The sequence below is a fragment of the Achromobacter sp. JCM 18799 genome, assembly GCF_055395645.1.
Genome location: NZ_AP043866.1, coordinates 2,812,876 through 2,826,713, shown reverse-complemented (window position 1 = coordinate 2,826,713; position 13,838 = coordinate 2,812,876). Strand labels below are relative to the sequence as shown.

The window sequence follows — 13,838 nt, the reverse complement described above, 5'->3', positions numbered from 1 at the left end:
TCTGCAAGACTTTGTCTCGACTGAGCAAGTCCGATGGGGAAAGATTGTTAAAACAGTTGGATTCTCCGCTGAGTCTTAAGAATTTAGTGAACGCAACATTCTTCCATTCTGAAAGGACAATTATGAAGATCACTCCCCAAGACATCGTGGGCCTAGTAGGAATCTTGCCAACGCCGGCAACGCCAGACGCCGGACATTGGAGCAGCCAGAACACGGTAGACCTGGACGAGTCTGCCAGGATGACGGAGATAGTCGTCTCAGCCGGTACTGACATAATTATGACGACTGGAACGTTTGGCGAATGCGCTTCCTTGACTGCCAACGAAGTGCGGGACTTCGTTGGATGCGTGGTCGATACCGTTGCCAAAAGGAGACTGGTGTTTGCTGGAATAACCACGCTAAATACGCGAGACACTATCTCCAGGGGTGCGGAGCTTATTGATGCAGGCGCGGATGGACTATTTGTAGGACGGCCAATGTGGCTCGCCCTAGACGACAAGCTGCTCGTACGCTTTTACAAGGACGTGGCGCAAGCGTTGCCTGGCATACCGCTTGTCGTTTACGACAATCCGGTGGCATTCAAGGGAAAAATCAGCGAAGGTGCTTATCGAGAGCTTGCTGCTCTTCCTGAGGTTATTGCAGCCAAGCATATTGGTGGTGCCGCGTTGGACAATGATGCCAGAACGGTAGGTGAGAACTGCCGCTTGCTGCCCCTTGGTGGGGACTGGCTCAGAGCCGCCCAAGTAAACCCAGAAAATATCAAGGCTGGCTGGTCAGGCGCAGTTGCGTGTGCCCCGGCGCCCCTCAATGCTTTGTCGCGTGCCATCAAAGCACAGAACTGGACCGAAGCCGCAAAAATCAGCGAACAGTGCCAGTGGGCCGAGTCGGCCATGTTTGCGGGCGGGGATTTGACTGCATTCATGGACTACAGCATTCCAATTGCTCACTTACGCTTCGAAGCAGCTGGACTCATCAAACCCGGTCCTTGCCGTCCGCCGTACCTCGACCTTCCAGAAAACTACCGGGCCGGTGCGTTGGAGTGCGGCGCTCGCTGGGCAAAGTTGCAAAAAGAATATCAAAACGTGTGAGCACTTTAAGCAGATGACTTTCCGATGAAAAATCACGAAATCCCTGACGGCGTCCTTCCAAAAAGACTTGAGCTGTTTTATGGTGGCCAATGGCATCCGCCTAAGAACGGCGTGTTTGTTGACACGATAAATCCGGCGTACAACACGCCGATTTGCGCGACGCCCTTGTCAGATGCCGAAGATGTGGACGCTGCGGTTCGTGCAGCACACGCGGCGTTTCCAGCTTGGGCAGACACACTTCCCACCGAGCGGGCAAAATATCTTTGCAAGGCGGCTCAGGTCATTCGGGCGCACGCTATGCCATTGGCGCAACTCGACTCGCTGAACAATGGCAATCCGGTTTCAGCGCTGGCGCGTGACGCAGAATCTGCGGCGGAGTTGCTTGAGTACTTCGCAGGACTGGCAACCGAAAACAAGGGCGAAACCATCCCAATGGGTTCCGGGAACTTGAACTTTACGGTTCGTGAGCCGCTTGGCGTCGTTGCCCGGATTGTGGCGTACAACCATCCCTTTATGTTCGCGGCGGTCAAGATGGCTGCGCCGCTCATCGCAGGTAACACCGTAGTCATCAAGGCTCCTGATCAGGCTCCGCTTTCAATTCTGAAGCTGGCCGAGCTTGTCGGAGACATATTTCCGCCTGGAGTGGTCAACTTTCTTTGCGGAAATCGGACTTGTGGCGAAGCGCTGAGCAAACATAAGCTAGTTCGTAAGGTAACGCTCGTTGGAAGCGTCGGCGCTGGAATGGCGGTAGCTAGATCAGCAGCTGACGACCTGAAACCGATCCTTCTCGAGCTGGGAGGAAAGAACGCGTTGATTGCTTATCCCGATGCGAACAAAGAGGCTCTCGTCGAGGGAATTATTGGCGGCATGAATTTTACTTGGGCCGGGCAAAGTTGCGGCTCGACCAGCCGGCTTTTCTTGCACGAGTCAATACACGATGAGATCCTCGCGCGAGTTGTTGATCTTGTTCCCCACCGTCACGTACCAGGTATTCCGACCGACCCCGCTACAACTATGGGTGCCTTGGTAAGCAAAGAACAGTTAACGAAGGTCGAGGGCTTCCTTGCATCAGCTCTGGATGAAGGGGCTCGACTTGTCAGCGGTGGAAAGCGGCCAGGCTCACCAGACTTAAAAGAAGGCTTCTTTTTTGAGCCGACAATCTTGGCTGATGTCACACCGGGGATGAGGATTGCCAACGAGGAAGTGTTCGGACCCATCCTGTCTGTTTTGAAGTGGCGAGATGAGGATGAACTTTTCGAAGCCGTGAACAATGTCGACTTTGGACTCACTGGTTCTATCTGGACCACTGATCTAGATAAAGCTCACCGCGCCGCGAGAAGGATCCAGACCGGTTACGTTTGGATCAACAATTCCAGCCAGCATTTCCTCGGTGCTCCATTTGGCGGCATCAAACACTCAGGTATCGGTAGGGAAGAGTCGTTCGCAGAAATTGCTGAATTCACGTACACAAAAAACATCAATATCAAGTTCCGATAATCAGGAACATACTTGGTAGAACCGGTGGAGGAACACATGATTTTCCAGAACAGCATTGTTCGTGGACTAGGCGCACTTTTAGTGTTGGCCAGTCTTCAGCCAAATACATCGCAAGCCACGGAGCAGCTGAAAGGCCCGATTAAGCTCGTTGTTCCCTTTGCAGCTGGCGGCTCGGTGGATGCACTTGCAAGGATAGTCGCATCTGGTTTGGAAGAGACCTCTGGCCAACGTGTAGTTGTCGAGAACCGCCCAGGTGCCGAAGGGTCTATTGCCGCGCAGTATGTCGTGAGATCTGCCGCAGATGGCAAGACTTTGCTGATGGGTACCACCACCCAATTGCTCTGGGTTCCACTCTCACGCAAAGAGCCTCCTTACAATCCGGCGACGGCTCTGAAGCCCATCGGCATGTTAGGCGAATCCGCTTTCTTCATGTACGTAAATGCATCTATACCTGTCAACTCTGTCGCCGAATTAGTGGCTTTTGCCAAGGCTAATCCCGACAAGTTGAATTACGCGTATGGTAATTCAACAGGAAATATTGCAGCGGCACAGCTTATTCAGAAAGCTCAAATCAAGATGAATGCAGTGCCCTACAACGGTGAGGCACAGGCGATTACAGACTTACTGGGCAACCGTGTGCAGGTGATGTTTGCCACGACGGTAAGTGTTCTTGAACAGGTGAAGGAAGGCAGGGTCAAAGCGTTGGCGGTCGTTGGGAGTGCGCGCAGTCCGCTCGCTCCATCGGTACCTACGTTCGCGGAATCAGGAATGAGCGCAGTTGACCTTTCTCCTTGGGCGGCCGTATTCGTGCCGGCCGCTACCTCTTCGGACCTGACCGATGCACTAAGCAGCGCCTTGGTCAAAGCACTAACAACCTCCGCAGTCGAGACCAAGCTAGCTGGCGTAGGGCTTACGGTTCGGCCGATGCCCGCTAGAGAAATGGTCACTTTCGTTCCGAATGAACTCAAGAAGTGGGATGGAATCATCACTCGCGCGGGCATAGTCAAAGACTGACATCTGTGCCCCTGCCTGACTTACGCAATGCTCAATAGCGACGCGGTTAAATAACCTGAGGTAGACACTGTGGGACATAGTGAACTTGATAATAAGCTTGCCTTCGAGCAGTTCGACAAGGAGTTAGCAGAGGCGTCTATGCGGGGGCAGTGGCAGTACGACGCGATGATGGAATCAGTCATAGGCGGACCTCGTGCCGGCGCCCGCCCGATGTTATGGAGTTGGGAACTAATCAAAAGAAAGCTAGATAAAGCGTGCGAGGTTATGACCAGCAGCGAGACTGCGCGCCGAAATGTTTGTTTCTTGAATCCTGATCTTGAGCGAGGTGGTACATCGCAGACCATCGTTGCAGGAATGCAGATCGTGAAGCCGGGCGAAGTTGCTTGGGCCCACCGGCACCCAATCGCTGCTTTAAGGTTCGTCATAGAAGGGCGCCCTGGTCTCTACACTGTCGTTGACGGCGAATGCCTGGATATGGAAGTCAACGATCTTGTTCTTACCCCCGCATGGTGCTGGCATGACCATCACAACGAGAGTGACGGAATAGGACTGTGGCTTGACGTACTCGACGTTCCACTGATGGCTGCTATGGGGCAGATGGCTTATGAGCCACTTGGTGAGACAACTCAGCCCGTGCGCACGGAGCGAAGCGAATACATCAGTGAACGTGTTGGCGTGGTTCGCCCGCTCTGGGAGAAACAGGCAAGCGGACCTATGGCCTACAGATATCCCTGGAAGGTAGTGAAGAGCCAGCTGGATCTCTATTGCGAAGGCGGAAAAGCAAGCCCCTACGATGACGTGATCGTAGAGTACATCGATCCGAGAACCGGGGGACCAGCACTTCCGACGATGCGCTGCGCTGTACAAAAACTGCGCAAAGGTTTCAACGGAGACCGGCATCGTCGAACCGCAAGTACAGTTTTCTACGTTGTCGAAGGCACCGGCACATGCGTTATAGAAGGAAAGCGCTTCACTTATGGCCCCAGGGACGTCTTCGTCGTACCGCCCTGGGCATGGCACGAACACCAAGCGGGCGTCGAAGGCGCTACCTTGTTTAGCGTCAGCGACGCACCACTTCTCGAAGCAGCACACTTATATCGCGAGGAGCCGACCTCGGCAGTTCATAGCATCAGTTGGCCAGCTAAACCGCTAGACGGTCGCGCAAAATAATGGTCGGAATACGATTCCACCAACAACAATTTCAATAAAAACCTAATCACTTTAAAAATATGAGCGCGTTGTCGGCACCGCCGGCAAATCGCGCTCATGTTAGTCACGACGCATCGCCTTTCGGCGGCCTACAACAACGAAAATTGCGGACGATGGGCAAGGTAAGAAAAACATACCCAGCCCTGAAATTCGTTAACCAACAATAGTGGCCGCACACATATTCGATACTAGGTGACGTCGAGGGTGCGTCACATTCAAAAATAAGATAATCTCGACCTTTCAGGTCGACAGATTATTCATGCCGGTCGAGCCTATATTGAAAAAAAACTGCCTTGGGCACAATAGTTACTTTGTTAGCACTTTCTCTGCACGCACAAAATAACACGGCATATAACTTGTACGGAGCGATCGATGGAGCCGTTTAAAACATCACTCACTCTGACGTTAACGGCCGGTCAACGACACGTATGACCACCCTTACCGGAGGCCAATTACCGTCGAGATTCGGAATTAGAGGCTCTGAGAAAATCAGCTCTTCAGTCAATGCAATATTTAATCTAGAGAGCGGATTCTTCCTTGACAACGGAGCGTCTGGACAAAATGGCCGTTTGTTTGGTCGATCAGCGACTGTTGGTGTTGACGAAGGATGGGGAACGCTTACGTTCGGTCGACAGTACACAATGAGTTTTTGGGCCCAAGTCGATGCGGATATTATCGGACCATCAGCTTTGAGCATGGCAAGTTTTGATAGCTACATTCCAAATGCTAGGTCAGACAACTCGATCGCATATCGCAATAGATTTGGGCCTTTCACCGTGGGAGCGACTTACTCGCTTGGAAGAGATACGTCCGTCGCTGCAAATTGCGCGGGCGAGAGTTCCAGCAACTCTGTTCAATGCCGCGGCTGGTCGGGGCTGCTAAAATATGACCAAGCGCAGTGGGGCATTGCAATGGCCATTGACGAAAAAAGAGGCGGACGCGGCGCAAATCCGGTGCCCATCGTCCTTGGCTCAGCATCGTTTCCAATGGGCACCTCATCGAACTGTCAACGGCATTTCAATTTTCCCCACTGGGGGGTGCGGACAAAATCTTGGACTGATTATGCTGTAATTCCCAGGCGCTGCCTGTGCTCCATGGGGCTCATTCCGCCGAGCGAGAGTTTGATGCGATGCTCGTTATACCAGCGAATATAGGAATCGATCGCATGCATGAATTCCCCAATCGTCGTGTCGGTCCAGTCACGGTGATAGTACATCTCGTTTTTCATCCGTCCGAAGAAGCCCTCGCAGGCCGCGTTATCCGGTGAGCACCCTTTACGCGACATTGAGCGGGTAAGTCGTGCTTCGTGCATTCGCGAGAGCCACCCCGGCCACCGGTAATGGGCACCGCGATCAGAGTGCACAATAGGCAGATCGGGGCCATCGGCGATTGTCTCAATGGCGGCATCCAGCATGGTGTTCACGAGCTGCGCGTCCGGACGCGTACCCACCGACCAGCTCACCACAAGTCCGTCGAAACAGTCGATCACAGGCGACAAATACACCCGGCCTGCCGGCAGCTGGAATTCCGTGATGTCGGTAAGCCACTTCTTGTTTGGCGCCGCAGCCTGGAAGTCACGATCGATCAGATTTGTCGGTGCGACACACAGCTCTCCCTGATAGGAACTGTATCGACGCCGTTTTGCAGTTGCGACCACGAGTTGCTCCTGCTTCATCAGGCGGCGCACGACTTTCTCCGATGTACGCATGCACCGATTGGCCAGCGCGGCATGAATTCGACGATAACCATAGCAGCGATGATTGGCCTCGAACAGATCCGTAATGCTCTGGCGGATATCGGCATACCGGTCTCCTAACTGCAGCTGAGCTCTGTGATAGAAGTAGGAGCTGCGGGCAAGGCCAAGCCGGGCGAGGAGCTTTGGCAATGTGTGACTCTGTCGTAGGGCATCAACCAGCAGCGTCTTCTCCCGGTTCGTCAGGAGCTGCAGGTCGATGCCCAGGCCTTTTTTTAGCAGTTCATTGGCCTTCTCTAGCAAGTCGTGCTCAAGCTGCAGGCGCTGAACGTCTCTACGCAAGGTCTCAAGTTCGCGTTGCAGTTCCTCACGGTCGGCTGTCTGTGGTAAATCGCGATGGCGTGTCATGGATGCAGGGGCCTCGCGGCCAAGTCGCTGATCCTTCCAGTTGTACAGCGTCTGGCGGCTCACGCCAACTTTTTCAGCCACATCACGCGCACTCTCGCGCCTGGAGCACAGATCGATCACTGCGGCCTGCTTCTGCTGCTCTGATCGCGGTTTGGCGGTTCCGACCTTTCCAACGACGCGTCGCCTGGCGTCAGGGTCATGTTCATCAATCCAAGCCGAGAGCGTTGTGCGGCAAGGATAACCCAGCGCCTTCGCGGTCTGTGCCAGGCAACGGCCGTGGCTCAGATAGTGCTCCACAGCGACTCGCTTTTGCTCATCCGAATACCATGGCACGGTGCGTACATAGCCTGCCGGTAAGTCGAGATGACGTTCATATTCACGATACCACTGCTTGAGTGAATTCTTTGTCGGGAAGCCGAGCTGACGAATGGTAGCGCCTATGCGCTTACCCAGTTTGATATAGAGCTGCACGGCCTGCATGCGTTCTGCGTACGAATACATGAACTATCTCCAAAGGAGTCCAAGTTTTCGTCCGCACCTCCACTGCGCCGAAGTAAAAGTGACCCACCTGGGACACGATGGCAGCCTTTGTGAGGCTGCTGATGTTGACTCAGGAGCAAGCAGTGGAGATACGAGTGATGGCCCGAAGGGGCGAGAGCGTCAGAGCGATCGCGAGGCAGTTGGATTGCTCGCGCAATACGGTGCGCAGGTATCTGCGGGACCAGGCCGCACAGCGGTACGGACCGCGGGAGCCGCGAGCGTGCAAGCTCGACGAATACAAGAGCTATCTGCATGAGCGCATCGGCCAAGCCAGGCCCCGATGGATTCCTGCGACGGTGCTGCTGCGCGAGATTCAAGAACGCGGCTACACGGGCGGCATCAGCCAGTTGAAGGCCTGGCTGGCGCCGCTGAAGAAGAACGAGCCCGAGCCGCTGGTGCGGTTCGAGACGCTGCCAGGCGAGCAGATGCAGGCCGACTTCACCTACGTTCGCCGAGGCCGCGATCCGCTGATCGCACTGGTGGCAACGCTGGGCTACAGCCGCGCCAGCTACGTGAAGTTCGTTGCCTGCTCGGGCGAGGACGTCGCCACCCTGTGCACCGGGCTGCGCGAGGCGTTCGACTACTTCGGTGGCGTGCCCGAACATGTCTTGTTCGACAACACCAAGGCCGTCGTCATCGAGCGTGATGCCTACGGCGAGGGCCAGCACCGCTGGAACAGCGAACTGCGTGAGCTCGCCGAGAGCTGCGGCTTCAAGCCTCGGCTGTGCCGCCCCTATCGAGCCAAGACCAAGGGCAAGGTCGAGCGCTTCAATTCCTACCTCAAGGGCAGCTTCCTGGTGCCGCTGGCGGCGACCCTCGAAGCCAGTGGCCTGCGACTGGACGCGCACCTTGCCAACGTCCATGTTCGCCGCTGGCTCGACGAGGTGGCCAACGCCCGCGTGCACGCCACCACCAAGGCCGTGCCGGCGGTGCGCCTGGCCGAGGAACGCGCGGTCATGTTGGCCGCGCCGGCCCTAAAGGCGCCGACACCGATCCGACAGCGCGTGGTCCTGCCGGTCGAGAGCCTGCAGCATCCGCTGGCCGTGTACGACGCCTTGCTGGTGGAGGTGGTGTGATGAGCCTGCAGCATGACCGCATTGCCGAGCTGTGCGAGCAGCTGAAGTTCGCCCGGCTGGGGAGCGACTGGCCGGCACTCGCACAAGACGCTGCACGCGATGGTGCCAGCTTCGCCGACTTCCTGGAGAAGGTTCTGGCCAGCGAGCAAGCGGCGAGAGAGGAGCGCAAGCGCACGGTGCTGATGCGATTGGCGACGATGCCGTCGATCAAGACGCTCGAGCAGTTCGATTGGGCCCAGGCCGGCGGCGCACCGAAGGCGCAGATCGTTGAGCTTGGTCACCTGGCCTTCGTCGAGCGCGCTGAGAACGTGGTGATGCTCGGGCCCAGCGGTGTGGGCAAGACGCACATCGCGCTGGCACTGTGCCAGCGTGCCGTCATGGCCGGGCACAAGGCCCGGTTCATCACGGCGGCCGACCTGATGATGCAGTTGGCCGCAGCGAAGGCGCAGAACCGATTGAAGGAATACTTCAACCGAGCGGTGCTCGGGCCCAAGCTGCTGGTGGTCGACGAGATCGGCTACCTGCCCTTCGGGCGGGACGAGGCCACCTTGTTCTTCAACGTCGTGGCCAAGCGCTACGAGCGCGGCTCGATGGTCCTCACGAGCAACCTGCCGTTCACGCAGTGGGCGGGTGCCTTCGCAGACGACCAGACGCTGACGGCGGCCATGCTGGACCGATTGCTGCATCACGCGCACATCGTGCAGATCGCCGGTGAGAGCTTCCGATTGAAGGACAAGCGCAAGGCCGGACAGGCGGCAAGGAGGGTGACGTCGGCGGCATGACCGGCGCCGCGCTGCTCGGCCGCTTCGGGCTACGCCCTACGCGGCCGAGCAGCGCAAGGAAGAAGACCCGGGTGGGTCAGATTTAATTCGGCGATTCGACTGGAAGTGGGTCAGATTTAAATCGGCGTTGACATCTACCTTGGCTGTCCAGGATTTGAAGGCTTCGCAGCACGCAGGCGAGCGAGCAAGGTGCCGTTTTAAACGGTCGGTCACAAAGCGCTATTATTTGACGCAGAGCCTGCATGTTTACTAACAGAGGCTTGCGGCCGTAATCGTACGCGGCTTCGCATGAGATCTAAGCCGAGAATCCTTGCGACCGCAGATTGGTGTCACGTGCACGAGCAACTGAATGCCAATCGTTGGGCTTGCCAGAGGGTGAAGAGGTACACGCAACGAATCGCTTGCTACCTCCTAAAAAGGCGGATATCAATCAACACCGCCCCCTTTACCGGAGGGTATGGGATGAGCCCCGTTTCGGACGGTGACCACCCTACTTCGGAGCGCCCTCGCCGGGCAACCGCCACCGAGTGTGCCAATGGCACTGGAGAGCGAGCGGGCTTTGCATCAAGCTCAGGTTCCGCACGGCTAGTAGGCGTCGAGACACACCCTAGGTGGGCAGGTGACAATTCCCCAAGTCGCTCCTCTACCGGGTCGCGGCACCAGCACGCCCCCGAACTGCAAGGCTTGGCGCTGAAGCCGCCAGCATTTACCAAGTGAGGCCTAAGCAACTTCACCGCGCTTTCGGAAAACGCATGCGAAGAAAAATGATGGCCTTCACTCGATCACCCCCCCAGCACCCACCTGTGGGACACAGGGCGCTAGCTCAGTCCGCATTTTGGCTGGCCTGCGGGAACCGGAGACTGTGCGCTTCGTTTCATAGGTCTTAGCTTCTCGCTTTTTTCTAAATCGCTTCTTAAAAGGCGGGCTTTGAGATATGACGGAATGAAGATGTGAAGGTGCGTCCACCCGTGAGATGGGACGATCTCCTAGCTCGGCCTAGCGCCTGTTCTTAGTGGCTTCATGCGACATCAACCACATCGGTAACTAGCGGCTGTCTCCAAAGATTGGTCCAGCAAAACGTCCAATGTGGCTCAGTCTGGGCATGTAGAAGCGTCCCGGTTCCGGTATGAAATGTCGCCTAACTAAGGTGCCCTTACTAAGCACGCACTCGAGTTCTACGACCGGGGCAATTTCCCCTTCCAGTAGGCGATGGCGACGGTTGACTACGGACCACGGCTTTGCAAGACCATTCAACCGGCACCCTGCGAAGGGCAGCTAAGACTGGTGGTCAACAGCGACGTTGGTGGGAATTGCATGATGCTGCTGTGGGCGGTGCTGCTCCACGTGGTAAGCAGGGGTCGGTAGCAAAAAAGCCGCTGCAGCAGTTGGGGCTTTTTTGCTGACCAGGATGACCAGGTTGTTGCGAAAACTTTTTAGGTTCTCTTCTGTCCCTAAATCATCCAACCACAAGAATAAGAAGAAAATAGTTTTGGATTCCACCCGGTCGAGCTGGTCGTGGCGTCAGCTGGCCGCCACCTCGTCCCAGCTGCATTACTTAGCAAGCGGTGCTACTCCGCTTGGTCAGCATGGTCCGGTAGGAAAAAGTCGCTGCGACAGTGGGGTTTTCTTTGCTGACCAAGGTGACCAGGTTGATGCGAAAACTTTTCTAGATTCTCTTTCTCCTCTGATTCAGCCATCCAGAAGAATAAGAATAAAAAGGTTTTGGAATTCACCCGGTCGACCTGGTCATGGCCTCGACGGCCCGCTACCTCGTCCGATCAGCGTCACCAAGACGTCATCGCCTTATCCCCATCTGGGACTATCGACGCGTCAGGTCCGCGCGACTGCCAGCTCGGCCCAGCTTGTCGTATAGGACGGGGTCTTGCGTTCTTGCCGCATATGCCAGCCGCGGGTGTCCTGCGGTGTTCCTCCGCTGGCCACACTGATCGTGCCGCGGCCGTATCGCCGGTTCATCTCGTCGAGCGCTGACATCAGCGCGGTCTGGTCTTCCTGCAAGTCCCCAAGGTCCAGCATGCCCTGGTGCACGCCCTCCGGCTGAAGGTCCAGCAGGATGACACCGGCCTTGCTAAGTTGATACCCTGGCTCGAACATGCGGCGCACGCCGGCGACAGCTGCGCCCACGATTTGCCTCGTGTCTCCAGTCGGTGCGGGGAGAGGCACGACGCAGTTGCGGGAGAATCGGGCGACGGGTTTGAAAGGTGATGTGTGTGCGAACACCATCACCTGATTAACCAAGCTTTTCTGCGTCCGCAGCTTTATCGCCGCCCGGGTGCGGTGTCTGTCAAGGCAGTTGGAACCTGATTCATGCGGCCTCTAATACTGGATCGGTGTCTTGCTCATGTTGATCCGGCTCGGGGTCACCTTCCAGGCGTAATAGCCGCTGGGATGCACCCCCAAAACTGCGCATAGGCGACGCACAGCGTGTTGCTCTTCATGGGCCTTGATAAACGCGTACTTCACCCGGACTGCTTGGCAAAGTACGCGGCGGCCTTTTTTAGGATGTCGCGCTCCTCGCTCACCCGCTTAAGCTCAGCCTTAAGCCGACGGACCTCTGCGCTCTGGCCATCTTGCTGCGCACGCTGTTCAGGGCTACCCGAATACCGCTTGAGCCACGCATACAGGCTGTGCGTGCTCACGCCCAATCGTGTCGCTACGTCGCCGACCTTGTGCCCCCGCTCGGTGACTTGCTTTACAGCCTGCACCTTGAACTCTTCTGAGAATCGCTGCCGCGATGCCTTGCCTTCCATACACACCTCCATATCGCCTCAATTGTGAGGCAACTGGGTGTCTAGGAAATCCGGGGCGATTCAGTTGAAGGATGGTTTCGCAGGATTGGAACAATGCTGTGAGCGTAAAAACGCGGGCCTCAGGCTTTCTGCCCGTCCAGGGGGAATCACCACCTAGAATCAATTTACGAACAGCACTTTTTTCAGCTGTGTGGTCGTTCCCTTGTGCCCCCGGCTGAATGGCCCCGATTCCGAAGATGAGATCCGAGACATGTTCAAAACGCTCAAGGATTGAGCCCTTCCGCTGCCCCGACCTGCGCGACCCGCTAGGACCACCTAAAGCACACCGGCCGCCGAGCTCCCTCAAGCAGAGAGCTTCACTGATTTTGAGGTGGCCGGATTCGTGGAATGCCGGCCATCAACGTCCGTTTTGATTTCAGCACCGGACGATGGAAACTTCATGGCCTGCGTCCGCTTCTGGCCGGGATCCGTCCTTGGTGACAGACCGCACCTGACCCATGCCAGTCGGTTGATCAAGCAAGCCACGCTCGTCAAATTTTCAGGCACAACGGACGTTTGTCAGCGACTACGTTGGTGATGGTCCATTGCGCCCAGCTGGACAGCTGTGGCAGTTCTTCCCAAGAGAGCGGCACGGAGACACCGAGTCCCGGCCGCGCCCTTGCTGACCACGCCGAAGCGGTCGTGGCGCTAAATCCGATGCGAAGGTAATCGACAAAGATTATGCCTATTCGGATCTTGGGCCCGCTCTTAGCAACGAACAGTTGTGGCAGCGTCTGCGACAAATGGCGGTTGCCAGCCAAGGGTGGGGATGCGTCGCCTCAGCGTGGGGGCGACGAGAAGTGCTTCCGAAGCGCGTCGACGGAAACGCCAACTTCCTTTACGGCCTGCCGAAGCTTGTCTTCGGTGACGCCGAATTCACGCGACCAATATTTGAGCTCGTGAGCCTCATTGACGTTCACGCGGGCGCGGTCTTGCGGGCCGCGGTACTAAGATCGTCAGACATTGCCGCTCCTTTGAGAAGGTGGAACCGAGTCCAGTTAGCAAATGGCGTGCCCGGGAAAGCTGGCTTCTTAGGTGTGAGCTCTAGGTATAGCCCAATGTCCATTGGTAAGAGCTGACTGCGCATGGCGAGTCCCCAATTCTGACACCCTCCATTGTTGACGACCGATCATTAATGGGTTGGTAGGCAACCCTTGCTATTGGAGAGAGCAATGCAACTAAGTTTCAGTCGCGCCTGGGCAGGAGAAAGGCAGGTGCCGCAGGATGTCCAGGGCGCCCCGGTTGTATGCGAGGCGGGCGGCCTCTATCGAGCCGCAACCCCGGAAGAGCTGCTACGTGCGGCTGCACAGCAATTGGAGGGGGCGCTGGGTAGTCGCTTGCCAGTGGACAAGCCGTCCGCCGCCATCGACTATATCGTGACGCGCCTGGCGCTGTCGGACGAGGAGGTGTTCGGCGTAATGTTCCTTGATGCGCAATTGAGAATGATCGCTTTCGAGGAAATGTTCAGAGGCACGCTGTCTGAGACGAGCGTGTATCCACGCGAGGTCGTCAAGGCGGCTATTCGGCACAACGCGCATTCCATCTTGATTGCCCACAACCATCCCTCGGGTTCGTCGCAGCCAAGCAGGGCGGACGTTGAGGTTACGCGGCGCTTGAAGGACGCCGTGGCTCTGGTCAATGTGACATTGGTCGACCACGTGATCGTGGCGGCAGGTAGCGGCCATTCTATGGCCAAGATGGGCTTGATCTAGGCTTGCCCGCCT

At 56.7% G+C, this 13,838-nt stretch carries 11 protein-coding genes and 2 pseudogenes; 8 read left to right on the top strand and 5 right to left on the bottom strand.

All coding sequences use genetic code 11. The features are described from left to right. Positions 1-122 precede the first annotated feature (122 nt). The 5 genes from ACZ5YA_RS13240 to ACZ5YA_RS13220 all read left to right on the top strand — a co-directional run bounded on the left by ACZ5YA_RS13240 (position 123) and on the right by ACZ5YA_RS13220 (position 5,962). On the top strand, positions 123-1,088 hold the full coding sequence (locus ACZ5YA_RS13240) for a dihydrodipicolinate synthase family protein (RefSeq protein ID WP_123787007.1): 966 nt from the start codon (positions 123-125) through the stop codon (positions 1,086-1,088). A gap of 24 nt (positions 1,089-1,112) precedes the next feature. Next, positions 1,113-2,585 (top strand): aldehyde dehydrogenase family protein, encoded by a 1,473-nt coding sequence (locus tag ACZ5YA_RS13235; RefSeq protein WP_123787008.1) that lies wholly within the window; start codon positions 1,113-1,115, stop codon positions 2,583-2,585. 36 nt (positions 2,586-2,621) lie between these two features. Continuing rightward, the gene (locus ACZ5YA_RS13230; protein ID WP_123787009.1) at positions 2,622-3,599 is read left to right on the top strand and encodes a Bug family tripartite tricarboxylate transporter substrate binding protein; all 978 of its coding nucleotides are present in this window, start codon (positions 2,622-2,624) and stop codon (positions 3,597-3,599) included. A gap of 69 nt (positions 3,600-3,668) precedes the next feature. Further along, positions 3,669-4,769 (top strand): cupin domain-containing protein, encoded by a 1,101-nt coding sequence (locus ACZ5YA_RS13225; RefSeq protein ID WP_123787010.1) that lies wholly within the window; start codon positions 3,669-3,671, stop codon positions 4,767-4,769. A 467-nt stretch (positions 4,770-5,236) separates the two neighbouring features. After that, positions 5,237-5,962, top strand: a complete 726-nt coding sequence (locus ACZ5YA_RS13220) for a porin (protein WP_123787011.1) — start codon at positions 5,237-5,239, stop codon at positions 5,960-5,962. Here the strand turns inward: ACZ5YA_RS13220 and ACZ5YA_RS13215 are convergent. Continuing rightward, positions 5,869-7,410, bottom strand: a complete 1,542-nt coding sequence (locus tag ACZ5YA_RS13215; protein ID WP_123787012.1) for an IS3 family transposase — start codon at positions 7,408-7,410, stop codon at positions 5,869-5,871. The two genes, ACZ5YA_RS13220 and ACZ5YA_RS13215, sit on opposite strands and share 94 nt — an antisense overlap. Before the next feature lie 101 nt (positions 7,411-7,511). On the opposite strand from ACZ5YA_RS13215, the gene istA reads away from it, so the two are divergent. Further along, entirely contained in the window at positions 7,512-8,525 is a 1,014-nt protein-coding gene (gene istA / locus ACZ5YA_RS13210) for an IS21 family transposase (RefSeq protein ID WP_123788106.1), read from the top strand. Beyond that, positions 8,525-9,307 carry an IS21-like element helper ATPase IstB gene (gene istB / locus ACZ5YA_RS13205; protein ID WP_123787013.1) on the top strand — a complete coding sequence of 261 codons (783 nt, stop codon included), beginning with the start codon at positions 8,525-8,527 and terminating at the stop codon, positions 9,305-9,307. Before istA ends, istB begins: the two co-directional genes overlap by 1 nt. 1,830 nt (positions 9,308-11,137) lie before the next feature. Here istB and ACZ5YA_RS13200 read toward each other — a convergent pair. From ACZ5YA_RS13200 to ACZ5YA_RS13185, 4 genes and pseudogenes are all read right to left on the bottom strand, one after another. Further along, on the bottom strand, positions 11,138-11,563 hold the full coding sequence (locus ACZ5YA_RS13200; protein WP_464092660.1) for a DUF4113 domain-containing protein: 426 nt from the start codon (positions 11,561-11,563) through the stop codon (positions 11,138-11,140). Positions 11,564-11,680: 117 nt separating this feature from the next. Beyond that, a pseudogene (locus ACZ5YA_RS13195) lies at positions 11,681-12,075 on the bottom strand (transposase); the annotation flags it as partial. Between the two features lie 566 nt (positions 12,076-12,641). Continuing rightward, a pseudogene (gene ligD, locus ACZ5YA_RS13190) lies at positions 12,642-12,860 on the bottom strand (non-homologous end-joining DNA ligase LigD); the annotation flags it as partial. A 33-nt stretch (positions 12,861-12,893) separates the two neighbouring features. Continuing rightward, positions 12,894-13,034 (bottom strand): DUF3606 domain-containing protein, encoded by a 141-nt coding sequence (locus tag ACZ5YA_RS13185; RefSeq protein WP_306653495.1) that lies wholly within the window; start codon positions 13,032-13,034, stop codon positions 12,894-12,896. A 252-nt stretch (positions 13,035-13,286) separates the two neighbouring features. On the opposite strand from ACZ5YA_RS13185, the gene ACZ5YA_RS13180 reads away from it, so the two are divergent. Next, complete coding sequence (locus ACZ5YA_RS13180; protein ID WP_319308247.1) at positions 13,287-13,826, top strand: JAB domain-containing protein; 540 nt, start codon at positions 13,287-13,289, stop codon at positions 13,824-13,826. The last annotated feature ends 12 nt before the right edge of the window (positions 13,827-13,838 follow it).